This is a genomic window from Stenotrophomonas maltophilia, from assembly GCF_002799155.1.
In the GTDB taxonomy this organism is placed as follows: Bacteria; Pseudomonadota; Gammaproteobacteria; order Xanthomonadales; family Xanthomonadaceae; genus Stenotrophomonas; species Stenotrophomonas maltophilia_R.
On record NZ_NERD01000002.1, the window covers coordinates 4,021,402 to 4,044,812 of the forward strand.

The 23,411-nt window shown below is 66.2% G+C and carries 20 protein-coding genes and 1 riboswitch; of the genes, 8 read left to right on the forward strand and 12 right to left on the reverse strand.

Annotated features, from left to right (window positions below; genetic code table 11):
* Positions 1-13: 13 nt before the first annotated feature.
* Positions 14-1,519 carry a CoA-acylating methylmalonate-semialdehyde dehydrogenase gene (locus tag B9Y82_RS19265; RefSeq protein ID WP_100474941.1) on the reverse strand — a complete coding sequence of 502 codons (1,506 nt, stop codon included), beginning with the start codon at positions 1,517-1,519 and terminating at the stop codon, positions 14-16.
* A 115-nt stretch (positions 1,520-1,634) separates the two neighbouring features.
* On the opposite strand from B9Y82_RS19265, the gene B9Y82_RS19270 reads away from it, so the two are divergent.
* Complete coding sequence (locus B9Y82_RS19270; protein ID WP_100474942.1) at positions 1,635-3,002, forward strand: helix-turn-helix domain-containing protein; 1,368 nt, start codon at positions 1,635-1,637, stop codon at positions 3,000-3,002.
* A 291-nt stretch (positions 3,003-3,293) separates the two neighbouring features.
* On the opposite strand, the gene B9Y82_RS19275 is transcribed toward B9Y82_RS19270, so the two are convergent.
* Positions 3,294-5,186 carry a patatin-like phospholipase family protein gene (locus tag B9Y82_RS19275; protein ID WP_100474943.1) on the reverse strand — a complete coding sequence of 631 codons (1,893 nt, stop codon included), beginning with the start codon at positions 5,184-5,186 and terminating at the stop codon, positions 3,294-3,296.
* Positions 5,187-5,378: 192 nt separating this feature from the next.
* Here B9Y82_RS19275 and B9Y82_RS19280 point away from each other — a divergent pair, with 192 nt between their 5' ends.
* The 5 genes from B9Y82_RS19280 to B9Y82_RS19300 all read left to right on the forward strand — a co-directional run bounded on the left by B9Y82_RS19280 (position 5,379) and on the right by B9Y82_RS19300 (position 10,707).
* The gene (locus B9Y82_RS19280; protein WP_428993177.1) at positions 5,379-6,428 is read left to right on the forward strand and encodes a bifunctional nicotinamide-nucleotide adenylyltransferase/Nudix hydroxylase; all 1,050 of its coding nucleotides are present in this window, start codon (positions 5,379-5,381) and stop codon (positions 6,426-6,428) included.
* A gap of 64 nt (positions 6,429-6,492) precedes the next feature.
* Positions 6,493-7,902 carry a nicotinate phosphoribosyltransferase gene (locus tag B9Y82_RS19285; protein ID WP_100474945.1) on the forward strand — a complete coding sequence of 470 codons (1,410 nt, stop codon included), beginning with the start codon at positions 6,493-6,495 and terminating at the stop codon, positions 7,900-7,902.
* Between the two features lie 134 nt (positions 7,903-8,036).
* A riboswitch (cobalamin riboswitch) is annotated at positions 8,037-8,266 on the forward strand.
* Positions 8,267-8,427: 161 nt separating this feature from the next.
* Entirely contained in the window at positions 8,428-9,114 is a 687-nt protein-coding gene (locus B9Y82_RS19290; RefSeq protein WP_428993178.1) for an epoxyqueuosine reductase QueH, read from the forward strand.
* A 55-nt stretch (positions 9,115-9,169) separates the two neighbouring features.
* Entirely contained in the window at positions 9,170-9,796 is a 627-nt protein-coding gene (gene pncA / locus B9Y82_RS19295) for a bifunctional nicotinamidase/pyrazinamidase (RefSeq protein ID WP_100474946.1), read from the forward strand.
* 101 nt (positions 9,797-9,897) lie between these two features.
* Positions 9,898-10,707: an NYN domain-containing protein gene (locus tag B9Y82_RS19300; RefSeq protein ID WP_238381645.1), complete on the forward strand. Its 810-nt coding sequence runs from the start codon at positions 9,898-9,900 to the stop codon at positions 10,705-10,707.
* Here B9Y82_RS19300 and purU read toward each other — a convergent pair.
* Positions 10,704-11,555 carry a formyltetrahydrofolate deformylase gene (gene purU / locus B9Y82_RS19305; RefSeq protein ID WP_005411937.1) on the reverse strand — a complete coding sequence of 284 codons (852 nt, stop codon included), beginning with the start codon at positions 11,553-11,555 and terminating at the stop codon, positions 10,704-10,706. The genes B9Y82_RS19300 and purU overlap by 4 nt on opposite strands.
* A 114-nt stretch (positions 11,556-11,669) precedes the next feature.
* On the opposite strand from purU, the gene B9Y82_RS19310 reads away from it, so the two are divergent.
* Positions 11,670-12,581, forward strand: a complete 912-nt coding sequence (locus tag B9Y82_RS19310) for a LysR family transcriptional regulator (protein ID WP_100474948.1) — start codon at positions 11,670-11,672, stop codon at positions 12,579-12,581.
* A 25-nt stretch (positions 12,582-12,606) separates the two neighbouring features.
* Here B9Y82_RS19310 and B9Y82_RS20705 read toward each other — a convergent pair whose 3' ends face one another.
* The 5 genes from B9Y82_RS20705 to B9Y82_RS19330 form a co-directional block, all read right to left on the reverse strand.
* Positions 12,607-13,119, reverse strand: coding sequence for a hypothetical protein (locus B9Y82_RS20705; RefSeq protein ID WP_157804683.1), 513 nt, complete (start codon positions 13,117-13,119; stop codon positions 12,607-12,609).
* Between the two features lie 346 nt (positions 13,120-13,465).
* Positions 13,466-13,966 (reverse strand): hypothetical protein, encoded by a 501-nt coding sequence (locus tag B9Y82_RS19315; RefSeq protein ID WP_100474949.1) that lies wholly within the window; start codon positions 13,964-13,966, stop codon positions 13,466-13,468.
* 193 nt (positions 13,967-14,159) lie between these two features.
* The gene (locus tag B9Y82_RS19320) at positions 14,160-15,260 is read right to left on the reverse strand and encodes an NADH:flavin oxidoreductase/NADH oxidase (protein WP_100474950.1); all 1,101 of its coding nucleotides are present in this window, start codon (positions 15,258-15,260) and stop codon (positions 14,160-14,162) included.
* A 114-nt stretch (positions 15,261-15,374) separates the two neighbouring features.
* Positions 15,375-16,181 carry an NAD-dependent protein deacetylase gene (locus tag B9Y82_RS19325; RefSeq protein ID WP_100474951.1) on the reverse strand — a complete coding sequence of 269 codons (807 nt, stop codon included), beginning with the start codon at positions 16,179-16,181 and terminating at the stop codon, positions 15,375-15,377.
* A 55-nt stretch (positions 16,182-16,236) separates the two neighbouring features.
* Positions 16,237-16,638 (reverse strand): acyl-CoA thioesterase, encoded by a 402-nt coding sequence (locus tag B9Y82_RS19330; protein ID WP_100474952.1) that lies wholly within the window; start codon positions 16,636-16,638, stop codon positions 16,237-16,239.
* Between the two features lie 89 nt (positions 16,639-16,727).
* Here B9Y82_RS19330 and B9Y82_RS19335 point away from each other — a divergent pair, with 89 nt between their 5' ends.
* Positions 16,728-17,363 carry a LysE family translocator gene (locus B9Y82_RS19335; protein ID WP_100474953.1) on the forward strand — a complete coding sequence of 212 codons (636 nt, stop codon included), beginning with the start codon at positions 16,728-16,730 and terminating at the stop codon, positions 17,361-17,363.
* 99 nt (positions 17,364-17,462) lie between these two features.
* On the opposite strand, the gene B9Y82_RS19340 is transcribed toward B9Y82_RS19335, so the two are convergent.
* From B9Y82_RS19340 to B9Y82_RS19355, 4 genes are all read right to left on the reverse strand, one after another.
* Positions 17,463-18,482: a ribonucleotide-diphosphate reductase subunit beta gene (locus B9Y82_RS19340; RefSeq protein ID WP_100474954.1), complete on the reverse strand. Its 1,020-nt coding sequence runs from the start codon at positions 18,480-18,482 to the stop codon at positions 17,463-17,465.
* Positions 18,483-18,626: 144 nt separating this feature from the next.
* Positions 18,627-21,029 (reverse strand): ribonucleoside-diphosphate reductase subunit alpha, encoded by a 2,403-nt coding sequence (locus B9Y82_RS19345; protein ID WP_100474955.1) that lies wholly within the window; start codon positions 21,027-21,029, stop codon positions 18,627-18,629.
* Between the two features lie 601 nt (positions 21,030-21,630).
* A complete protein-coding gene (zapE, locus tag B9Y82_RS19350) occupies positions 21,631-22,731 on the reverse strand; it encodes a cell division protein ZapE (protein ID WP_008267934.1) in 1,101 nt (366 codons plus the stop codon).
* Positions 22,728-23,399: an alpha/beta hydrolase gene (locus tag B9Y82_RS19355; RefSeq protein ID WP_100474956.1), complete on the reverse strand. Its 672-nt coding sequence runs from the start codon at positions 23,397-23,399 to the stop codon at positions 22,728-22,730. Before B9Y82_RS19355 ends, zapE begins: the two co-directional genes overlap by 4 nt.
* Positions 23,400-23,411 lie beyond the last annotated feature (12 nt).

The following is a 23,411-nucleotide window of genomic DNA, read 5'->3' on the forward strand; positions in this document are numbered from 1 at the left end:
GCTGCTCCTGCCGTTACTTCAGGCTGATCGTGGTGTTGACGCCGTGGCTCAGCGTCTCGTCATCGAACCAGCGCGCGGTGACCGTCTTGGTCTGGGTATAGAACAGCACCACCTGCTTGCCGTACGGGCCCAGGTCGCCCAGCTTGGACGCGCGCGAACCGGTGAACGAGAACAGCGGCACCGGCACCGGGATCGGCACGTTGATGCCGACCTGGCCGACGTCGATGTCTTCCTGGAACCTGCGCGCGGCGGCGCCGGACTGGGTGAACAGTGCGGTGCCGTTGCCGTTCGGGTTGCTGTTGACCATCGCGATGGCCTCTTCCAGCGTCTCCGCTTCGAGGATGACCAGCACCGGCCCGAAGATCTCTTCCTGGTAGATGCGCATGTCGGTGGTGACACCGGCAAAGATGGTCGGGCCGACAAAGTTGCCCTTCTCGAAACCATCGACCTGCGGCTTGCGGCCGTCCAGCACCAGCTTGGCGCCCTGCTCCACGCCCGAGGCGATCAGGCCTTCCACGCGCTCGCGGGCGCTGCAGGAAATGACCGGGCCCACATCGGTGCCGGCCACGGTGCCGCCGCTGACCTTCAGGGTCTTGGCCTTGGCCACCAGGTCCTCCACCCAGTTGCGTGCTTCACCGACCAGCACCAGGGTGGAAGCAGCCATGCAACGCTGGCCCGCGGCACCGAAGGCGGCACCGACCATCGCGTTGAGGGTCTGCTCCTTGTTGGCGTCCGGCAGCACCACGGCGTGGTTCTTGGCGCCCATCATGCACTGCACGCGCTTGCCGGCCAGCGAGGCACGGTTGTAGACGTGGGTACCGACGCGGGTGGAACCGACGAACGAGACGGCCTTGATGTCCGGGTGGTCGCAGATCGCGTTGACCACTTCCTCGCCGCCGTGGACGACGTTCAGTACACCCTTCGGAATGCCGGCTTCCAGCGCCAGCTCGACCAGGCGCATGGTGACCATCGGGTCCTGCTCGGACGGCTTGAGGATGAAGGTGTTGCCGGTGGCGATCGCCATCGGGAACATCCACAGCGGGATCATCGCCGGGAAGTTGAACGGGGTAATGCCAGCGCACACGCCCAGCGGCTGCATGATCGTGTAGGTGTCCACGCCATTGGCCACGTTGTTGGCCAGCTCGCCCAGCTGCAGGTTGCCGATGGCGGCGGCGTGCTCGACCACTTCCAGGCCGCGGAACACATCGCCTTCGGCGTCCGGCAGGGTCTTGCCCTGTTCGGCGGTGAGGATGTGGGCCAGCTCGCTCATGTGCTCGCGGATCAGCTGCTGGTACTTCAGGAAGATGCGCGCGCGGGTGCCGATCGGGGTCTTGCGCCAGGTCTTGAAGGCTTCCTTGGCAGCGGCGACGGCAGCGTCCACTTCGCCGGTGGTGGCGAACGGCACCTTGGCCAGCACGTCCTGGGTGGCCGGATTGATCACGTCCTGCCAGTGGGAGGTAGCCGATTCAACGAACTGGCCATCGATCAGCATGCGGATACGGGGCGCTGCAACAGTCATGACGACAATCCCACTGGGTGCGAAAGATGCTTGGCATTATTCACAGCACTCATCTCGATTTCCGGGCTGAATCCGCTTAATCTGGCCAACACGCCAGACGATTCATGTTAATTCTGTGAATTATTCAGCCCCCCAGCGACAACTTGGCCTGCGCCTGCTGCGGCTGCGCGAACAGCGCGGCTACAGCCAGGCTGATCTGGCACGGGCGTTGGGGCTGTCGCCCAGCTACCTGAACCAGATCGAGCGCAACAAGCGCCCACTGACGCCCGCGGTGCAGAAAAAGCTGGGCGAGGTATTGGGCGATGTTTCGGCGCTGTTCGATGAGGATGAGCCCGCCGCGCTGCAGGAAGCGCTGGGTGAGACCCTGCGCGACCTGGGCCTGGCCGAAGTCAGTGCCACCGAACTGCGCGCGCTGGCCGGCAACCTGCCGCAGGTCAGCCGCGCGCTGCTGGACCTGCACCGCCGCCACCTGGCCCTGCGCGAGCATGCCGCCGCACTGGAGTTCCAGCTGGGCGAGCCCGGCGCCGGCAGCACCCTGCCTGCCGGCGACCAGGTGCGCGAGTTCTTCAACCGCATGCACAACCACATTCCCGAGCTGGACGAGCTGGCCGAGCAGCTGTTCACCGAATGGGGGTTGTCGCCCGGGCACGTGGCGCCGCGGCTGCGCCAGCTGCTGGCCGACCGCCATGGCGTGCTGGTGGAAGTGGCCGCCCTTCAGGCCGGGCGCGAGAAGCGGCAATACGATGCCGGTGCGCGGCGGCTGTGGCTGCCCGATTACCTGGAGCCCGGCCAGCAGGCGTTCCAGATGGCGGCCGAACTGGCGCTGCACGGTTACCTGCCGCAGATCGATGCGGTGGTGGCGCGCGCCGGCTTCACCGATGACGCGCGCATCGCGCAGGCGCGGATCGGTCTTTCCAACTATTTCGCCGGCGCGCTGGTGATGCCGTACATGCGCTTCCTGCGCGCCGCCGAAACCAGCAGCTACGACATCGAACTGCTGGCGCACCAGTTCGGCGTCGGCTTCGAAGCGGTCTGCCATCGGCTGAGCACGCTGGCACGGCGCAGTGCGCCAGGCCTGCCGTTCTTCTTCATCCGCGTGGACCGCGCCGGCAATGTGTCCAAGCGCCATTCGGCCACCGATTTCCATTTCTCGCAGGTAGGCGGTTCGTGCCCGCTGTGGATCGTCTACGAGGCGTTCAACCAGCCAGGCCGCATCCTGACGCAGACGGCGCGCATGCCCGATGGGCGTCGCCATTTCTGGCTGGCGCGGCAGGTCAGCAGCGGTCCGGTCGGCCATGGCCAGCCGCGCAAGACCTTCGCGGTGGCGCTGGGCTGCGATCTGCAGCATGCAGAGCGGCTGGTGTATTCATTGGGGCTGGATGTGCAGAGCCCGGGCAACTCGGTATCAATCGGCCCGGGGTGCCGGGTATGCCCGCGCGAGGACTGCATGCAGCGCGCGTTCGCGCAGTTGCCGGGGCGGTAGGGGGTTCGGCAGGGCTGCGCCCTGCACCTGCAGAGGCAACAGCAAAAGCCGAAGCAACGTCAAAAGCTGGTGTGCTGTCGGATGGCGGGGCAGTGCCAGATTGCGGGGACGCCGTGAACCCATCCCTGGGGGCTTGGCCGCGGCATCCATGCCGCGGACACCCCGCAACCTGACACCCCCCCGCCTTCGAAACGTTCATGCCATCTGTCGGAACGACGTATTGACCTGGTGGGTGTCGACCTTGGTCGATACGGTAGATCCACGCATGGCGTGGATCTACTGAGGACCGGCTCAGTAGATCGGCGTCACCTTCATCTGCGGCAGCGGACGCGGTGCACCGTCGGTCAGGTCGGGGCCGAGGTCATCCCAGGTACGTCCCTGTTCAACCATCAACCCCCACAGCTGCTGCGAGGCCAGCCGCTTGTCTTCCGAGCCCAGCTTGTACGACGGTGGTGCCGGTTCACCGCGGGCGACCATCGCGTACGCCGCGCGATAAGCCAGCACCTGCTGTGCCGGGTCGTCGGTTCGCGCCACTTCCAGCGTGTAGCGCTGGTAGGCCGAAGCCAGGTTGCGCCAGCGGATCCAGTAGTGGTTCTCGAACGAGAACGAACAGAAGCGCGCACCGGCCAGGCTGCCCTTGTCGGCGATGCGGGTCAGCACCTCCTGCGGCATGTCCAGGTTCATGCCGCCTTCGTCGCCCTGCAGGCTGACGTGCACGATACGGTCGCGGTAGCCCGGCGCGCGCGCCTGCAGCAGGTCGCGCCAGTTCTGCATGGTCGCCACCACCGCGAACAGGAAACGACCCAGTTCGGCAGCGGCCAGCGGCGTGGCGATCGATTGGTAGGTGCGCTGCCAGCCGTGGCGGTTCTCGGTGGGCAGGAACACGGCATGTTCCAGCGCCTGGCGGCCACTGCTGCCGTGGCTCACGTCTTCGGCATGCTGCGGGTAGACCAGATTGATGGCGAAGGTTGGCCAGCGCGGCAGGGCAGCGTCGAACAAGTGGATCGGGAAGTTGCTGCTGATGCCACCATCAGAGAACCAGCAGATGCGGAACGCGGTGATCACCGGGCCGCAGGCCTGGCCGGCACTAGTCAGCCCTTCCATGCTGTCGGCGACGTTGTGCTCCTGGTCGGCCGCAGGCGCGGTCGGTTCACAACGGCGCTCGCGGCGTGAGGGCTCATGCAGCGGCACCGCGCTGATCAGCAGCGGGAAGCTCAGGCTCATGCGCGTGGCCACCAGCACCGGCAGCTTCGGCCCCTGTGGCAGGTGGTAGTACCGCCGCCCTTCGACCTCCAGCGGCGGGCCGGCCTGCGTCACCAGCCACTGCACCACGCTGGCGGGGAACAGCTGCTCGAACTCCTCGCGCAGGAACCAGAACTGCGCACCACCGAGCGGCAGCGTGCGCGGCTCGTTGTGCGACACGCAGGTGGTGATCATCTGCAGGCTGATCGCGTGCGGGCCGTCCGGCTCTCCTGCATAGCGCGGCGCATCGTGCAGGTCGGCGAAGGTCAGCGGCGCATCCAGCGGCTTGCCGGACAACTGCTGCAGGCACTCGTGCAGCCACTCGGTCAATGCTGGCGTGCGTGCATCGCGGCCGAGGCCGCTGCACAGGCCCAGCAGGTTGCGCCGCGCCACCCGCGCTACCCGCAGCGCAGCCCCGGCCACGCCGGCACCGTAGGCGCACAGCAGCGACGGCAGCAAGGTAGCCGCCACACCGCTCCAGCCACCACCCCACCAGCCCAGGCCAAGCAGCAGCGCCAATGACACCAGCACTTCCAGCGGTGCGATCTGGAACACGGCAATGGCAAGGCACAGCAGTTTGCGCGGCAGGCCGGCGTTGCCGGTCAACACCACCAGCAGCCGATAAGCGGCGCGTGCGCCCCGCGCCGGTTGGAACAGGCTGTAGATGAAGCCGCGCCGCGACAGCTGCGCCGACACCGCCGACAGCCCGCCGTAGCCGGCATCGCCGGGCAGGTGCTCGCCGGCCTGCTGGCGGCGATCACCGCATGCAGCCGCGGCCGCCACCGCCGCAGCAATGGCGCCCGCCGAGGTGCCGCCGATGCTCTTGAAGCGATACTCGCGCGCCAGCGCCAGTACCGCATTGGGGTACACGATGCCGCTGGTGATACCGCCTTTCATGACCAGATCGCAGTACTTGTCCGCCACTGTCTTGCCCCCGAGCATGCCGTCCGCCGCGTGGATGCCAGTATGGCGCAGAGGCTTCTCAGGGCCTGAGAACAGCAGCGCAGTCCCGGCAGGAATCTTCGGTTCAGCCGAAGGCATGCCTGCAGGCTTGACCCGCCCCACCATCGGCGTAGCATCTGCAGCAAGCCAAGGGACAGACCCGCGGCTGCCACAACGACATGAGGGATTCTCATGGAATTCGACTATCTCGTCTTCATCGGGCGATTCGAGCCCTTCCACAACGGCCACGCCGCCGTTGCCCGCCTGGCCCTGAGCCGGGCCCGCAAGCTGATCTTCCTGGTCGGTTCTGCCGATACCCCCCGCAGCCTGCGCAATCCCTGGACCGTGGCCGAACGCGCCGTGATGATCCAGGCCGCCCTCGATGGCCACACCGACCGCCTGCTGATCCGCCCGCTGCGCGACCACCTGTACAACGAAGCGCAGTGGATCGCGAGCGTGCAGCGACAGGTGGCCGAAGCGCTGCGTAACGACGGTGCCGCCGCCGATGCGAAGGTTGGCCTGATCGGCATGGACAAGGACGCCTCCAGCTACTACCTGCGCGAATTCCCACAGTGGCCGCTGGTGGACGTGCAGCACACCGCCACCCTGTCGGCCACCGAGCTGCGGCGCTACCTGTTCGAAGCCGGCGACGTCGACTTCCACGGCGCGCTGCTGATGCTGCGTGGCAACGTGCCGGCGCCGGTGTACGACATGCTCGAAGCGTTCCGCAAGAGCGCGCCCGCCTATGGCCAGCTGGTGGCCGAGTACCGCTTCATCGAACAGTACAAGGCCGCCTGGAAGGATGCGCCGTATGCGCCCACCTTCGTCACCACCGATGCGGTGGTGGTGCATTCGGGCCACGTGCTGCTGGTGCGGCGCCGCTCGGAACCCGGCAAGGGGCTGTGGGCGCTGCCCGGCGGCTTCGTCGGCCAGGAGCAGAGCCTGCTCGACAGCTGCCTGCGCGAACTGCGCGAGGAAACCCGGCTGAAGATTCCGCTGCCGGTGTTGAAGGGTTCGCTGAAGGGCCAGCAGGTGTTCGACCACCCCGACCGCAGCCAGCGCGGCCGCACCATTACCCACGGTTTCCACTTCGAATTCCCGGCCGGCGAACTGCCGCCGGTTCGCGGCGGCGACGACGCCGACAAGGCGCGCTGGATACCGGTGAGTGAAGCGTTGGACATGGGCCCGCAGCTGTTCGAAGACCACCTGCACATCCTGGAGTATTTCCTCGGCCGCGGCTGACCTGCCCGGCCTCCCCACTGGCGGATAGACCGCCGGTGCCATTCGACGCGAAGGAGCTTCCGTCATGCACTACCTCGATAATCTTCTCCTCAACACCGACAGCTACAAGGCCAGCCATTGGCTGCAGTACCCGCCGGGTACCGATGCCACGTTCTTCTACGTGGAATCACGTGGCGGCCTGCACGATCGCACGGTGTTCTTCGGCCTGCAGGCGATCCTCAAGGACGCCCTGGCGCGGCCGGTCACCCACGCCGACATCGACGACGCCGCTGCGGTATTCGCCGCCCATGGCGAACCGTTCAACGAGGCCGGCTGGCGCGACATCGTCGACCGCCTGGGCGGCCACCTGCCGGTGCGCATCCGCGCCGTGCCCGAGGGCAGCGTGGTGCCCACGCACCAAGCGCTGATGACCATCGAGTCGACCGATCCGGCCGCGTTCTGGGTGCCCTCGTACCTGGAAACCCTGCTGCTGCGCGTGTGGTACCCGGTCACCGTGGCCACCATCAGCTGGCATGCGCGACAGACCATCGCCGGCTTCCTGCAGCAGACCAGCGACGACCCGCAGGGGCAGCTGCCGTTCAAGCTGCACGACTTCGGCGCCCGCGGTGTATCGAGCCTGGAATCGGCGGCGCTGGGCGGTGCCGCACATCTGGTCAACTTCCTCGGCACCGATACCGTATCGGCCCTGTGCCTGGCGCGCGCGCACTATCACGCGCCAATGGCCGGTTATTCGATCCCCGCCGCCGAGCACAGCACCATCACCAGCTGGGGCCGCGAGCGCGAGGTGGACGCCTACCGCAACATGCTGCGCCAGTTCGGCAAGCCCGGTGCGATCGTGGCGGTGGTGTCGGACAGCTATGACATCTACCGCGCGATCAGCGAGCACTGGGGCACGACGCTGCGTGATGAGGTGGTGGCCTCGGGCGCCACCCTGGTCATCCGCCCCGACTCGGGCGACCCGGTGGAGGTGGTGGCCGAAAGCCTGCGCCGGCTGGATGAAGCCTTCGGCCACAGCCTCAACGGCAAGGGCTATCGCGTGCTCAACCACGTGCGGGTGATCCAGGGCGATGGCATCAATCCGGACACCATCCGGGCGATCCTGCAGCGCATCACCGACAACAGCTACGCCGCCGACAACGTGGCCTTCGGCATGGGCGGTGCGCTGCTGCAGCGGCTGGACCGCGATACCCAGAAGTTCGCGCTGAAGTGTTCGGCCGCACGGGTGGACGGCGAGTGGATCGATGTCTACAAGGACCCGATCACCGACGCCGGCAAGACCAGCAAGCGCGGCCGCATGCGCCTGCTGCGGCGCCTGGATGACGGCAGCCTGCACACGGTGGCATTGCCCCCCAGCGGTGACGAAACGCTGCCGACCGGCTTCGAGGACGCGATGGTGACCGTGTGGGAGAACGGCCACCTGCTGCACGACCAGCGGATGGAGGACATCCGGGCCCGGGCGGCGGCGGGGCGTTGAAGGTGCATCCCGACCGGGGTCAGAGCCCGCTGCGTGGCAGCGGGATCCGACCCCTTCCTTCCGCTGGGGTCGGATCCCGTTGCAGCGCAATGGGATCCGACCCCGGTGCCCCTTGACCCGCGCGGCCAACAGGTCCACTTTGCACACGCCGAAGGTATCCCTCCCATCGCTCCGGCGCGGGGAAGGATTTAAACGGGAATCTGGTGAAGGCGCCTGGCGCGCCCATTCCGGAGCTGCCCCGCAGCGGTAAATGGAAACGAATCCTGCCAACAGCACTGGGCGCATGCCTGGGAAGCGGCGGGTAGTAGGTGGGCTGCGGCCCGTGTCCATCAGCCCGAATACCGGCCCCGGCCGGGGGACACGACCGTCCCCTGACTCGACCTGGAATCTCCGCGGGGAGGTTGCCGGGGCCGTCGTCGTCCTGCGCGTGCAGGCGGTGTGGCCGCGCGCGTCCTGTTCACGGTATCCGGCCAGACCCGTTCACCCATGCACTGATGCGTGGGCCACCGCCGTTGCCGGCGGCCCATGCGGTACCTGACGATGACCCAGCCCCAACGCCCCACCCTGACCCTGCCCGCCGACGGCAAGCGCCTGCTGCTGCATTCGTGCTGCGCGCCCTGTTCCGGCGAAGTGATGGAGGCGATCACCGCTTCCGGGATCGACTACGCGATCTTCTTCTACAACCCCAACATCCACCCGGTGAAGGAGTACGAGCTGCGCAAGCAGGAGAACATCCGCTTCGCCGAGCAGCACGGCATCCCGTTCATCGACTGCGACTACGACACCGACAACTGGTTCAGCCGCGCGCGCGGCATGGAGAACGAGCCCGAGCGCGGCATCCGCTGCACGATGTGCTTCGACATGCGCTTCGAGCGCACCGCGCTGTACGCGCATGAGCATGGCTACGACACCATCAGCTCGTCACTGGGCATCTCGCGCTGGAAGAACATGGCGCAGATCAACGACTGCGGCATCCGCGCCGCGTCGCGCTATGAAGGCCTGCAGTACTGGGACTACAACTGGCGCAAGGGCGGTGGTGCCAGCCGCATGATCGAGATCAGCAAGCGCGAGCAGTTCTACCAGCAGGAGTACTGCGGCTGCGTGTACTCGCTGCGCGACGCCAACCGCCACCGCCGCGAGAACGGCCGCGAACGGATCAGGATCGGCCTGCTGTACTACGGGCAGGATGCTGAAACGCCGCAGGGCGATTGACGTCCAGGCATGGGGCGGCCACGCTGGTCGCCCCTTCTGTTGTGCCGGAACTGCCATGACCGCCCTGCCCGCCGACGTCGCCCTGCTGGTGATCGACCTGCAGCCGGACTTCATGCCCGGTGGCGCGCTGGCCTGCGACCAGGGCGATGCGCTGGTGGCACCGATTGCCGATCTGCTGGCGCAGCGCCGCTACCGCACCGTGGTGGCGACCCAGGACTGGCACCCGGCCGACCATGCCTCGTTTGCCAGCCAGTACCCCGGCCGGCGCCCGTTCGAGACCATCCTGCTGCACGCGCAGCCGCAGACCCTGTGGCCCGACCACTGCGTACAGGGCAGCGCCGGTGCCGCCCTGCACCCGGGTTTGGACTGGACCGTGGCCGATCTGATCCTGCGCAAGGGCACGCGCCAACAGGTGGATTCGTACAGCGCCTTCCGCGAGAACCATGGCCCCGATGGCGAGCGCCCAGCTACCGGTCTGGCAGGCTGGCTGCACGAGCGCCGCATCCGCGAAGTGCACGTGTGCGGCCTGGCCCGCGACTACTGCGTGCTGTGGAGCGCACAGGACGCGGTGAAGTCCGGCTTCCGGGTGAAGTTCCTGTGGGAGCTGACCAGGCCGGTGACCGACGCCAACGACGCAATGGTGCGCGAGGCGCTGGGCAAGGCGGGGATCGCGATCATCTGAGCCACCACCGCCGCTCAGTGGACGCTACGTCGCCGGGTGCGGGATACCAATGCTGAGAATGTCGCCTCTGCCGCTTGCCGGCCGCAGCCTGCGGCAACACAATGAACTCGATCCAGCCCTCCAAGTACGCCCCCCTACAGATCGCGGGACGGCCGAACCGGGGGCTTTTTACTGGGTGGAATCGGAAGGGCAAAGGCATGCCAACAGCGATCCTGATCGATGGCGGTTACTTCGTTAAGCGGTTCCGCCGGATTGAACCTCACAACGCCAGCAACGCTGAACGGGCCGCAGAAGTAGCGCATCGATGGGCACTCGCGCACCTGACTTCGTCGGGGTGTGAGCGACGGGATCTCTACCGGATCTTCTTCTACGACTGTCCGCCCCTGCAGAAACGAATGCACAACCCGATCTCGGGCGCCTGCATCAACTATGCGCGCTCACCCGAGGCGCTCTTCAGAATCGATTTGCACGAAGCCCTGAAACAGAAACGTAAAGTGGCACTGCGCCTTGGTCACCTCGCGGATTCCAGTTCGTGGAGAACCGATTCCCGAACGCTCGATGCACTTCTGAAAGGCAAGCGCTCATTCTCCACGCTCCTGCCCGAGGATCTGCACCCGGAGGTCAGACAGAAGGGCGTGGATATGCGCATCGGCCTGGACATCTCCTCACTTTCCCTCAAACGACAAGTCCGTCAGATTGTTCTGGTCGCCGGTGATGCCGACTTCATCCCCGCAGCCAAGCTCGCGCGACGCGAAGGTGTGGACTTCGTCCTGGATCCGATGTGGTCTCCGATACCCCATGGCCTTCTGGAGCATCTCGACGGTGTTCGCTCCACCTGCCCCAGGCCTGCGAACAGAAAGGAAGGGAGGGCAGTGATCGGGCATGCGATGGTAGATGCAGCCCGACCCTAGCGGAACACCACCGTTCGGTGCCCGTTGAGCAGGATGCGGTGCTCCACATGCCGGCGCACCGCGCGCGCCAGCACCAGCGATTCGGTATCGCTGCCCAGCCGCACCAGCTCGCGCGGCGCCATCGCATGGTCCACCCGGGCCACGTCCTGTTCGATGATCGGGCCTTCGTCCAGATCCTCGGTGACGTAGTGCGCGGTGGCGCCGATGATCTTGACGCCGCGCGCGTGCGCCTGGTGGTACGGCTGTGCACCCTTGAAGCTGGGCAGGAAGCTGTGGTGGATGTTGATGGCACGGCCGGCCAGCGCGCGGCACAGCGTGGGTGACAGGATCTGCATGTAGCGCGCCAGCACCACCAGGTCGATGCGCTCGCGCTCGACCAGGTCGATGATCTGTTGTTCCTGCACCGCACGCGTATCGGCGGTCACCGGCAGGTGGTGGAACGGCACCTGGTAGGACGCGGCCAATGGCGCGAAGTCGGCGTGGTTGGACGCCACCGCCGCGATGTCGACCTTCAGCTGCCCGCTGTGGGCACGGAACAGCAGGTCGTTGAGGCAGTGCCCCTGCTTGCTGACCAGCACCAGCAGCCGCGCGCGGCGGCGGCCATCATGCAGCTGCCAGTCCATGCCGAAGCCTTCGGCCAGCGTGGCCATCGCGGCATGCACGGTCTCCAGCGGCAGGCCGGCGTCACGGTCGAAATGCACGCGCAGGAAGAAGCGGCCACTCTCCTCGTCGCCGAACTGCTGGGCATCGAGGATGTTGCAGCCGTGGTCGAACAGCAGGCCGGACACGCGGTAGACGATGCCGGTGCGGTCGGGGCAGGACAAGGTAAGAATGGAATCGGGGCGCATCGCCCGAGTGTAGGGCAGCGCCCTGCCTGATGGATCGATGGTCACCGATGCAACCGACCTGCTTGGTTCAGTCCCAAGCGATACTTGGCTATACCCATGGCAAGCTGGTCGGTCATGAACCTGTTGCAATTGATCCGCAGCTTCACCCGCACCGCAGAGACCGGCAGCATTGCCGCCGCGGCCCGCATCCTTGGCATCAGCGCCACCGCCGTCGGCCAGAACATCAACCGGCTGGAGGCGCATCTGGGGGTACGGCTGCTGAACCGCAGCACGCGCCAGCTGGCGCTCAGCGAAGCCGGCGCGCTGTACCTGGCGCAGGTGCGCCATATCGAAGCCGACCTCGCACGCGCGCAGGCGTTGGTCACCTCCGGCGACATCGAACCGGCCGGGCCGCTGCGCATCGCCAGCAGCAGCGCGTTCGGCCGCCATGTGCTTGCTCCGTTGCTGCCGTCGCTGCAGCAGCGCTACCCGCAACTGCAGCTGGAGCTGCGCCTGACCGACCGGGCCGTGCAGCATGGTCCAGAGGCGGTGGATGCCAGCATCCGCATCGGTGCGCAGCTGGAGGACGGTGTGGTTGCACGGCAGCTGGCGCGCGTGCCGTTCGTGTTCTGCGCCTCGCCGGCCTACCTGAAGGCCCATGGCACGCCGCAGGAACCCTCTGAACTGGGCAGGCATCGCGGGCTGCTGCACCGCTTCCCCACCGATGGCCGGCCGCTGCGCTGGGGCCTGCTGAAAGATGGCCAGCGCGTAGACGCCGCACTGCCGCCGAGCATGGTCTGCGATGACATCGATGCACTGGCAACGCTGGCCGCGACCGGTGCCGGCATCACCCGGCTGGCTGCGTTCGTGGCCGAGCCCTACCTGCGCGATGGTCGCCTGCGGGCGGTGTTCGGCGACGACACGGCATGGCGCCCGGAGCCGATGGAGGTCTATTTCTGCGTCAGCGACCGCCGCGATTTCACCGCCAAGATCCGCGCGCTGTTCGAGCACTTGCAGGCCGGCATGGCGCCGGCCTGGCGGGTGTGAAGGGAAGAGCGGAGAGCCTTCGCGGTCAGAAACTCTCCTTCAGGCTCATCAGGTGAGCACTGGCGTCTGCCCATCCCGCCAGGGTGCGCAGGAGCAGCCCATTCCTGAAAACATGGAATACCGGAGTTTCATGGACATCCAACGCTTCCCAGCCCGCGGGCCCCGCTTGGAGCAGCAGGGGATGAGAGGGATTGCTTTTGTTCCACTCACTGACACCCGGCTGCGGCCATGCAGGAGATCGACGCACGACAAAGCGCACGCTGGATCGAATCCATGTCCATTCTGGTTCGTTCATGATCACGCGCATCGCGCGTCGGGAGGGAGCGCATGCCGGACTGACATAGGCGATCACTTCCAGTCCCTCCCTGTACTCCCATCGCCGCCATTCCAGCTTCCCACTCGCAAGAGGGTGGAGAACTCCCTGCTGGTCAGGCACGTTCCGCTCTATCTCGGGAAGCTCATTTACACGCAACGACGCCATCTCACGCAGCTCATTGGCCTCGGCAAAATGTCGAACCTGCACGAGGACCGCGTGCATTTTCCTGTGCGTTGTCTCTCTGGCAGTACCTCTCCGCACCAGTTCTGCATGAATGCATCGGACCCTGCCAAGCCACTCCTCGTCCCCGACGTACCTTGAGACGTGGACGCTGGCCCGAAACGCAGCCTCAAGGTCCAGATTGCTCAGCGTAGTGCAGCCGTCACCTGGCGACGCCGAAGACTCCCATGAAGCGTATGCGCTCGCCAGCCTCGCGACCCGGTCCGATGCACCTGAAGCCAGCAGCGCTTGATCGAGATCCCGCAGCTGGGTGTCTATTGCAGGTGCTGCCCACGCACTCGTGGGCAGCAACAGGCACCAGAGAAGCATCCTGCACGCCATCATCCGGTCAGCAGCTCGACATGCAGATGCTGTGCATGGACTCTGAGCAGGTCGCACGCCCCGAACAGGCGTAGCCCGGGTAATCGTCAAATACCGGGTTAGGATTGGCCGCCGGTGCAACCCAATGATCCGCTTCCGACACCTTCCGCAATCCTGGGATGTACACAATTGCGCGCTGTGCCCCGAAGAGTGACAGGAGTCGATAGGCTTCACCTGCACTCAGTTCAGAGACGATGGGCTCGTAGCTGAAGCTGGCCAGTCCCCGGTCGCCAAACACCAGCGAATCGACAAACTGCTTGCGCGCAAGGGGTGAAAGCAACATCAGTGGGGATTCGGGAGAGAGCTCGATCAGGTGAAGATCAAGCCGCCCCCGCGAGTTCACAGGGGCGTGCATGAGCGAGACATTCTCCGCCCCGGAGACACTCGCCACGTTGTCACCTGCGACGGCAGGCAATGATATGGATAGAGAGACAGCCGAGAGCAGAACCACCCGCATCATGGGTTTCATTGCGTTTCTCCATTGGCTGCACACACGTGTGTGCAGCTCAACGTTGCAACGTCCGCACCCAGCGCAATGAGGTGTCATTCACATAAAGTGGTATTCGCAACCATTCCTAGTCCGTTGCGCCAGGCTATGCCGCAACTCGACGTCGTGCAGATCATCGACGGTCTGGGGCTTGGTATTGCGCTCGCATGCTGCGTCAGCGCGCCTTGAACACCCCGCGCGCATCGCGCGGTTCGCAGCGCAGGTACTGCGGCGCCGGTTCCACGCTGTCGCGCAGCGCGGCGGCGGCGTGCCACGGCCAGCGCGGGTCGTAGAGGATGCCGCGCGCCAGCGCCACGGCATCGGCGTGGCGGTGGCGCAGGATCGACTCGGCCTGCTCCGGTTCGGTGATCATGCCCACGGCGATCACCGGCATGCGCACCTTGGCCTTGATCGCTGCCGCGAACGGCACCTGGTAACCCGGGCCGACGGTGATCTTCTGGCGCTCGTCCAGGCCACCGCTGGAGACATGCAGGAAGTTGCAGCCGCGCGCGTCCATCACCTGCGCCAGCGCTTCGCTCTGCACCAGGTCCCAGCCCCCGTCGACCCAGTCGCTGGCGGAAATGCGCACGCCCACGGCGACCTTGTCGGACACCGCCGCACGCACCGCATCGAACACCTCCACCAGCAGGCGCAGACGGTTCGGCAGCGAGCCACCGTAGCCATCCGTGCGGCGGTTGCTCAGCGGCGACAGGAACTGGTGCAGCAGGTAACCGTGCGCAGCATGCAGCTCGATCAGCTCGAAGCCCAGGCGCTCGGCGCGCACCGCACTGGCGGCGAAGGCGGCGATGACTTCGGCGATGCCGGCTTCGTCCAGTTCCTGCGGTGCCGGATCGGCGGCATGGAACGGCAGTGGGGACGGTGCCACGGTGGCCCAGCCATGCGCATCATCGGCTGGCAGCTGGCCACCACCGTCCCACGGACGGTTCACCGAGGCCTTGCGGCCGGCATGGCCCAGCTGGATACCCAGCGGCATCGGCGACCAGCGGCGGACGCTGGCCAGCACCTGCGCCAGCGCCGCCTCGGTGCCGTCATCCCACAGGCCCAGGTCGGCCCAGCTGATGCGGCCGCGCGGCTCGACCGCGGTGGCCTCCAGGATCAACAGGCCGGCACCGGACTGCGCCAGGTTGCCCAGGTGCATGGCGTGCCAGTCGCTGGCGCGGCCGTCTTCGGCGGAGTACTGGCACATCGGCGCGATGACGATGCGGTTGGACAGGGTCAGGGGGCCGAACGAGATCGGCGAAAACAGCTGGCTCAAGACGGTGATGAACGACGTAGGGGGTGCGTATTGCACCGCTGCGCGGCTCCCGGATCAACCGTCTGGATGGATCGCTGTTTCGCGCGGCCTGCGGCAGCCGGGCGTGGGTTCGGCTCAGGGCGAAGCCCACGTGGCCAGCGCTTCGGCGCAGTCCCGCTCGTCCTTGAACAACAGCAGGTCATCGGCACGGGTGCGGCCACGGTTCAGTGCCGCCACCGGCAACCCTGCCCTGGCCGCGGCCTGCACGAAGCGGAAGCCGGAATAGACCATCAGCGACGAGCCCACCACCAGCACGGCGTCGGCCTGCTGCAGGTGCTCGTGCACGGCGGCCACGCGCTCGCGCGGCACGTTCTCGCCGAAAAACACCACATCCGGCTTCAACACGCCGCCGCAGTGCGGGCACTCGGGTACCACGAACGTGGAGAAATCGGTCTCCAGATCGGCATCACCATCGGGCGCGATGCCTGCCTCCAGCGCGTCCCAGCCGGGGTTGGCGTCCAGCAGGCGCTGCTGGAAGTCCTCGCGGCCACTGCGGCGCTCGCAGCCCATGCAGCGCACCAGATCCAGGCGGCCATGCAGGTCGATCACGTTGTGGCTGCCGGCGCGCTGGTGCAGGCCGTCCACGTTCTGGGTCAGCAGCACCTGCAGCGTGCCGCGGCTTTCCAGCGCAGCCAGGGCCTGATGGGTGCCGTTGGGCCGGGCCAGGCCGAAGCGCGGCCAGCCCAGCAGGCTGCGCGCCCAGTAGCGCTGGCGGGTGGCCGCCTCGCCCATGAAGGCCTGGTAGGTCACCGGCGGCGTGCGTTTCCACTGGCCGTCGGTATCCCGGTAATCGGGAATGCCCGAAGCGGTGCTGCAACCAGCGCCGGTCAGTACGAACAGGCGCTGGGCGCGGTCGATGAAGTCGGTCAGTGGCGGGGTCATGGCTGCCAGATGGGGGCGCGGCCGCGCCCCCGCAAGCGCAGGTTCAGCCGGCGGATCAGGTTGCCGGCAGCGGCGGCACCGCGATCGGGTGGCCTTCCTCGTCCAGCGCGATCATCACGAAGTGGCCGCGGGTGCACAGCTTGCGCTCGCCGCTGTGCAGGTCTTCGGCGACCAGTTCCACCTCCACCTTCATCGAGCTGCGGCCGACTTCGACGATGCGGCCGATGGTTTCCACCATCTGGCCGATGCGGATCGGCAGCTTGAAGTCGACCTGGTCGCTGCGCGCGGTCACCACGGTGCGGCGCGAGTAACGGGCGGCGGCCAGGAATGCGGCCTTGTCCATCCATGCCAGCGCCTGGCCACCGAACAGGGTGCCGAGGTGGTTGGTGTGGTTGGGGAAGACGATTTCGGCCATGCGCACTTCGATGGGCGGCACGGTCTCGGGGATCGGGGTCATGGGGGGCTTCGGTGTGGGGTGCCGCGATTTTAAGCCAGGCCCTGTGCAGGCGGCGCTACACTGCGCCACGCCCCTTGCCAGGACCGCCCATGCCCGCGACCTCCGACCTGCTGGCCTTTGCTCTCATCTCGCTGGGCATGGTGCTCACGCCCGGGCCGAACATGATCTACCTGGTCTCGCGCTCGATCTGCCAGGGCCGCCGTGCCGGCCTGATCTCGCTGGGCGGGGTGGCGCTGGGCTTCGTGTTCTACATGCTGTGCGCGGCACTGGGCATCACTGCCCTGCTGATGACCGTGCCGTTCGCCTACGACGCGCTGCGCATCGGCGGCGCGCTGTACCTGCTGTACCTGGCCTGGCAGGCGCTCAAGCCCGGTGGCCGCTCGCCGTTCGCGGTACGCGACCTGCCCCCGGATGGCCCACGCAAACTGTTCGCGATGGGCTTTCTGACCAACCTGCTGAACCCGAAGATCGCGGTGATGTACCTGTCCCTGTTGCCACAGTTCCTGCACCCGGAAGGCCATGGCAGCGTGCTGATGCAGTCGCTGGTACTCGGCGTCACCCAGATTGCCGTCAGCGTGAGCGTCAACGCGGTGATCGCAGTGATGGCCGGCAGCATCGCCGGCTTCCTGGCCGCGCGCCCGATCTGGCAGATGGTGCAACGCTGGCTGATGGGCACGGTGCTGGCGGGGCTGGCGGTGCGCATGGCGGTGGAAGGGCGGCGCTGATTGTAGAGTCCAGAAACCGTCGAGCATGGCTCGGCTACAGAAACAAAAAACCCCGGCACTGGCCGGGGTTTTTCGTTGCGACAGAGCTGACCGGTTCGATCAGAAGTTCATGTCGAAGGCGACTTCGCCCTGCACGCCGACCTGGTAGGCCGAGACGCGGCGTTCAAAGAAGTTGGTCAGTTCCTGCACGTCCTGCAGTTCCATGAACGGCAGCGGGTTGCGCACGTTGTACTTCTTTTCCATGCCCAGCTTGGCGAAGTGCTGGTCGGCGCAGTGCTGCAGGTACTGGCGCATGTCGCGGGTCGAGATGCCGGCAACGCCACCGGACAGCACGTCCTCGGCGAACTGCACTTCGCACTCGATGGCTTCGGCCAGCATGTCGTAGACCTGCTGCTTCATCTCGTCATCGAACAGGTCCGGCTCTTCCTCACGCACCACGCGCACCGACTCGAACGCGAACTCCATGTGCGCACTCTCGTCGCGGAACACCCAGTTGGTGCCCGAGGCCAGGCCCGGCAGCAGGCCGCGCGAACGGAAGTAGTACACGTAGGCGAAGGCGGCAAAGAAGAACAGGCCTTCGATGCAGGCGGCGAAGCAGATCTGGTTGAGCAGGAACTGGCGGCGCTGTTCGCGGGTCTCGATGCGGGTCAGGTCCTGGATCGAGTCGATCCACTTGAAGCAGAAGTCGGCCTTCTTCTTGATCGAGTCGATGTTTTCAACCGCGGCGAAGGCTTTGACGCGCTCTTCCGGATCCGGCAGGTAGTTGTCGAGCAGGGTCAGGTAGAACTGCACGTGCAGCGCTTCTTCATACAGCTGGCGCGACAGGTACATGCGCGCTTCGGGCGCGTTCAAGTGCTGGTACAGGTTCAGCACCAGGTTGTTGGACACGATCGAGTCGCCGGTGGCGAAGAACGCGACCAGGCGGTGGATCAGGTGGCGCTCACCCGGCGACATCTTGCTGTGCAGGTCGGTGATGTCGATCTGGAAGTTGATCTCTTCCACCGTCCAGGTGTTCTTGATCGCATTCCGGTACATGTCATAGAACTGCGGGTAGCGCATCGGGCGCAGGGTCAGTTCAAAACCGGGATCGAGCAGCATCTGCTTGGGCTTGTCGGCCATGGGTGTTTCCTTGAATTCCTGGGTGAGCCGCCGGGCATGGCCCGGCGCTACCGTGGGTGTTTTTCCGCAGCCGAGCATGGCTCGGCTCTACAGGTGCGAGGTGTTCGAGTGCCGACCAATGGTCGGCACCCACCGCGCGGTGTGTTACTGGCAGGCCTCGCAGGCTTCCGGGTTTTCCAGCGAGCAGGCGATGGCTTCGTCCGGGCTGAACACCTTGGCCGGGGCCGCGCTGCTCACCGTGGTCTTGGCGATCTTGGTGGCCGGACGCGAACGCAGGTAGTAGGTGGTCTTGATGCCCTGCTTCCAGGCGTACATGTACATGGAAGACATCGCGCCGATGTTCGGGCTTTCCATGAACAGGTTGAGCGAGGCCGACTGGTCGATGAAGGCACCACGCTCGGCGGCCATGTCGATCAGCGAACGCATCGGCAGTTCCCACGCGGTGCGGTAGACCTCGCGCAGCGTTTCCGGAATCTGTGCCACGCCCGCGATGGAGCCTTCGGCCAGCTTGATGGCATCGCGCATTTCCGGCGTCCACAGGCCCAGCTTCTTCAGCTCGTTCACCAGGTAGCGGTTGACCTGCAGGAAATCACCGGACAGGGTCTCGCGCTTGAACAGGTTGGACACCTGCGGCTCGACGCACTCGTAGCAGCCGGCGATCGAGGCGATGGTCGCGGTCGGCGCGATCGCGATCATCAGCGAGTTGCGCAGGCCGTGTTCCTTGATGCGGGCGCGCAGGGCATCCCAGCGTGCGGTGTCTTCCGGCACCACGTTCCAGGCGTCGAACTGCAGTTCGCCACCGGCGGCACGGGTGTCGTTGAACGACGGGTGCTTGCCACGTTCCTGGGCCAGCTCGCAGGAGGTTTCCAGCGCGTGGAAGTAGATCGCCTCGGCAATCTTCTTCGACAGGGCACGGGCTTCGGCGCTGTCGAACGGCAGGCGCTTGCGGAAGAACACGTCCTGCAGGCCCATGCAGCCCAGGCCGACCGGACGCCAGCGCAGGTTGGCGCGGCGGGCGGTTTCGATCGGGTAGAAGTTCAGGTCGATGACGCGGTCGAGCTGGCGCACGGCCAGGCGCACGGTCTCGGCCAGCTTCTCGAAGTCGAACTCGTTGTGCTCGTCGAAGTGATTGCCCAGGTTGATCGAACCCAGGTTGCACACCGCGGTTTCATCGTTGGAGGTGACTTCCAGGATTTCCGTGCACAGGTTGGACAGGTGGATCACGTTGCCCGGACGCAGGGTCTGGTTGCTGGCGCGGTTGCACTTGTCCTTGAAGGTCATCCAGCCGTTGCCGGTCTCGGCCAGCGTGCGCATCATGCGGGCGTACAGCTTGCGCGCGGAGATGGTGCGGTTGGCCTTGCCCTGGGCTTCGGCCTGCAGGTAGGCCTGCTCGAAGGCTTCACCGAACAGGTCGGTGAACTCCGGCACGACGCGCGGATCGAACAGCGACCATTCCTGGTCGGCCTCGACGCGCTTCATGAACAGGTCCGGCACCCAGTTGGCCAGGTTCAGGTTGTGCGCACGGCGGGCTTCGTCACCGGTGTTGTCACGCAGCTCGAGGAAGTCCTCGACGTCGGCGTGCCAGGTTTCCAGGTAGACGCAGGCCGCGCCCTTGCGCTTGCCACCCTGGTTCACCGCGGCGACCGACGAATCCATGGTCTTCAGCCACGGCACGATGCCGTTGGAGTGGCCGTTGGTCGACTTGATCAGCGAACCACGCGAACGCACGCGGGTGTAGCTGACGCCGATGCCGCCGGAGAACTTCGACAGCTGGGCGATGTCGCCGTACTTGGAATAGATCGACTCCAGCGAGTCCTGCGGCGAGTCCAGCAGGAAGCACGAGGACAGCTGCTCGTGGGTGGTGCCGGAATTGAACAGGGTCGGGCTGGACGGCAGGTAGTCCAGATTGCCCATGCGCTTGTACAGCGCCAGGGCTTCCGGCACGTCCTCGCTCAGCGCGCTGGCGATGCGCAGGAAGAACTGCTGCGGGGTCTCGATCACCTTGCGGGTGTGCGGATGGCGCAGCAGGTAACGGTCGTACAGGGTACGCAGGCCGAAGTAATCGAAGTTCAGGTCCAGCGACATGTCGATCGCATCGTTGAGCTTGCGTGCATTGGTCTGCACGAAGTTCAGCAGGCGGTCGTTGATCAGGCCGACTTCATGGCCACGGCTGACCGACTGCGAGAAGGCGTAGATTTCCTGGCCCGAGACTTCCTTGGCGATGTAGTTGGCCAGCAGGCGCGCAGCAAGGCGGCCATATTCGGGCTCTTCACCGATCAGCAGGGCGGCGGTGCGGATGGACAGTTCATCCAGCTCGCGGGTGGTGGCGCCGTTGTACAGGCCGGAAATGGTACGGGTGGCCACGCGCATCGGATCGACGGCGTGCAGGCCTTCGGAGGAACGCTGCACCGCACGCACGATCTTGTTCAGGTCCACCAGTTCGGTGGTCCCATTGCGCTTGGTCACACTCATCGCGTTGGCCGTCGGCGGCGACGTCAACAGGAATTCGCTTTCCTTCTCGATGGTGGCGCTGGATTCGGTGCTCACGGCGTGTGTCCTCTTGGCGTGATTGGGGGTGCTCGATGCATCGGGTGACGCAGCCCGGGACATGACAGCCCAGGATGGCAGGACGGCGTCGCAGGGGGTGAGACCCTGCGCCTGCCACTGCCGTTGACGATCGCGGATGGGTACCCCGGGCAACCCCCTGCAATTGGGGTTGCTGCGACCGACAGCCACAAGATAGTGGGGGTAATGGGGTCCGTCAACGCCAAATGTAGTGAAATTCGGCAATCCCTTGCGCCGCAAGGATCGTGCCATCAGCGCCTGGATCAGACGCTTCAGACCTGCCGGAACGGGCTGCGCAGTCAAGCCCGAAAGCGTCATTGCGGTGGCACAACGCGCCACAGAAACGGAACAATGACAGCTTCACATGACAGTGATGAAACTGGCTAGGGACAACCCTGTGGATAGGTAGTGGGCAGCCGGTGGGAATCCGGTGGATGCAGGGATCAGCAGCCGGGCAGCGACTCGAGGCTGCATGTGTCGGCCGGGCCGGAGGAGCGGCCACAGGGAAACGCCGTCGCGCCCCCCCCGATCACTGCGCGACCGATGCCGGCCGCTGGCCGGCAATGCACCCCCACAGAGTCGCTCACGCCCGGTGCGGGGTACCCAGGTATTCGGCGCTCTGCATTTCGATCAGGCGCGAGGCGGTGCGCTCGAACGCACCCTGCAGGCGGGTGCCGGTATACAGCTCGATCGGCGAGGTACTGGCGGTGCAGACCAGGTTGACGTGGCGGTCGTACAGTTCATCGATCAGGTTGACGAAGCGGCGCGCGGCATCTTCGTTCAGGCGATCGAAGGCGGGGATGCCGCCCAACAGCACCGTGTTGAACTCGTGCGCGATCTCGATGTAGTCCGAAGGGCCGCGCGGGCCTTCGCACAGCGCAGCGAAATCGAACCAGGCGATGCTCTTGCCACGGCCGCGCACCGGGATCTTGCGGCCCTCGATCTCGATGTTGCCGGGCTTGGCCGGCTGGCCGCCACTCAGTTCGTTCCAGCGCGTGGCCAGCCAGTCATCGCTGTCAGCGGCCAGCGGCGCGCGGTACACCGGCGAGCGGGTCAGCGCGCGCATGCGGTAATCCTCGGTGCCCTCGGCGTACAGCTCGACGCAGAAGCGCTGCAGCAGGCCGATGGCCGGTAGGAAGCTCTCGCGCTGCAGGCCGTTGAGGTACAGGTTCTCCACCGCCGTGTTGGAGGTGGTGACCAGAGTCACGCCTTCGGCAAACAGGCGCTCCAGCAGCCGTGCCAGCAGCATCGCATCGCCGATGTCGGTGACGAAGAATTCGTCCAGCACCAGCACGCGCAGGTTGCTGCGCCATTCCTGGGCGATCTTCGCCAGCGGGTCGCTCTGCCCCTGGTGCTCGCGCAGGCGCTCGTGGACGCTGCGCATGAAACGGTGGAAATGGGTGCGGTACTTCTGCTTGATCGGCAGGCCGTCGTAGAACAGGTCGACCAGGAAGGTCTTGCCACGGCCGACGCCGCCCCAGAAGTACAGGCCCTTGACCGGCTCGGGCTTCTTCCAGAACGAGGACAGGCGGTCCAGCCAGCCGTCTTCGGCGCTGTCGACCAGGCCCAGGTGGATGCGGTCCAGCTCGGCCAGCGCGGCGTGCTGGGCCGGGTCGTTCTGCCAGTCACCACGGGCAACCCCTTCCGCGTACCGCTGCGACGGGGTCAACTCGGTTGCACTCATGCCGCCGCGCCCAGCCAGTGCTTGACGCCGTGGGTCAGCGCGCCGCGCAGGTCGATCAGCTTGCGGTGGAAGAAGTGGCTGGTCTCGGGCATGCGCACCAGCTCATGCGGGACGTCCAGCGTGTCCAGCCACTGATAGACGGCCTGCGGGTCGACGATCTCGTCCTGCTCGCCCTGGATCACCAGCCAGCGGGGCGGCGGCGCGATGCCATCGAAATCCCAGCGGCCGGCCGGCGGCGCGATCGAGATCAGCGCTTCCGGCTGCAGCGCGGCAGCGGCCTTCAGCGAAACGAACGAGCCGAAGCTGAAGCCGGCCAGCCACAGGCGGTCATCGGGGCGCTGGCCGCGCACCCAGGCGGCGACGGCCTTCAGGTCATCCTGCTCGCCCACGCCGTGGTCGAACTCACCGGCCGAACCGCCGACGCTGCGGAAGTTGAAGCGCACCGTGGTGATGCCCAGCTCGCGTAGGGTGGTAGCGGTCATGGTGACCACCTTGTTGTGCAGGGTGCCGCCCTCGGTGGACAGCGGATGGCAGACGATGGCCACGATCGGTTGCGCCGGCACATCGGCCTTGGGCAGGTCGACAACCACTTCCAGCGGACCGGCCGGGCCGTCCAGTTCAAGGCAGGCAGTTTCGCCGGGGGCGACGGGGAACGAGGGCTTGTGCATGGCACCATGATA

Coding starts and splice junctions, on each gene's coding strand:
- B9Y82_RS19265 (WP_100474941.1), bottom strand. CDS start 1,519: ATGACTGTTGCAGCGCCCCGTATCCGCATGCTGATCGATGGCCAGTTC.
- B9Y82_RS19275 (WP_100474943.1), bottom strand. CDS start 5,186: ATGCTCGGGGGCAAGACAGTGGCGGACAAGTACTGCGATCTGGTCATG.
- B9Y82_RS19280 (WP_428993177.1), top strand. CDS start 5,379: ATGGAATTCGACTATCTCGTCTTCATCGGGCGATTCGAGCCCTTCCAC.
- B9Y82_RS19285 (WP_100474945.1), top strand. CDS start 6,493: ATGCACTACCTCGATAATCTTCTCCTCAACACCGACAGCTACAAGGCC.
- B9Y82_RS19290 (WP_428993178.1), top strand. CDS start 8,428: ATGCGGTACCTGACGATGACCCAGCCCCAACGCCCCACCCTGACCCTG.
- pncA (WP_100474946.1), top strand. CDS start 9,170: ATGACCGCCCTGCCCGCCGACGTCGCCCTGCTGGTGATCGACCTGCAG.
- B9Y82_RS19300 (WP_238381645.1), top strand. CDS start 9,898: ATGAACTCGATCCAGCCCTCCAAGTACGCCCCCCTACAGATCGCGGGA.
- purU (WP_005411937.1), bottom strand. CDS start 11,555: ATGCGCCCCGATTCCATTCTTACCTTGTCCTGCCCCGACCGCACCGGC.
- B9Y82_RS19310 (WP_100474948.1), top strand. CDS start 11,670: ATGAACCTGTTGCAATTGATCCGCAGCTTCACCCGCACCGCAGAGACC.
- B9Y82_RS20705 (WP_157804683.1), bottom strand. CDS start 13,119: ATGCACGCGGTCCTCGTGCAGGTTCGACATTTTGCCGAGGCCAATGAG.
- B9Y82_RS19315 (WP_100474949.1), bottom strand. CDS start 13,966: ATGAAACCCATGATGCGGGTGGTTCTGCTCTCGGCTGTCTCTCTATCC.
- B9Y82_RS19325 (WP_100474951.1), bottom strand. CDS start 16,181: ATGACCCCGCCACTGACCGACTTCATCGACCGCGCCCAGCGCCTGTTC.
- B9Y82_RS19330 (WP_100474952.1), bottom strand. CDS start 16,638: ATGACCCCGATCCCCGAGACCGTGCCGCCCATCGAAGTGCGCATGGCC.
- B9Y82_RS19335 (WP_100474953.1), top strand. CDS start 16,728: ATGCCCGCGACCTCCGACCTGCTGGCCTTTGCTCTCATCTCGCTGGGC.
- B9Y82_RS19340 (WP_100474954.1), bottom strand. CDS start 18,482: ATGGCCGACAAGCCCAAGCAGATGCTGCTCGATCCCGGTTTTGAACTG.
- zapE (WP_008267934.1), bottom strand. CDS start 22,731: ATGAGTGCAACCGAGTTGACCCCGTCGCAGCGGTACGCGGAAGGGGTT.
- B9Y82_RS19355 (WP_100474956.1), bottom strand. CDS start 23,399: ATGCACAAGCCCTCGTTCCCCGTCGCCCCCGGCGAAACTGCCTGCCTT.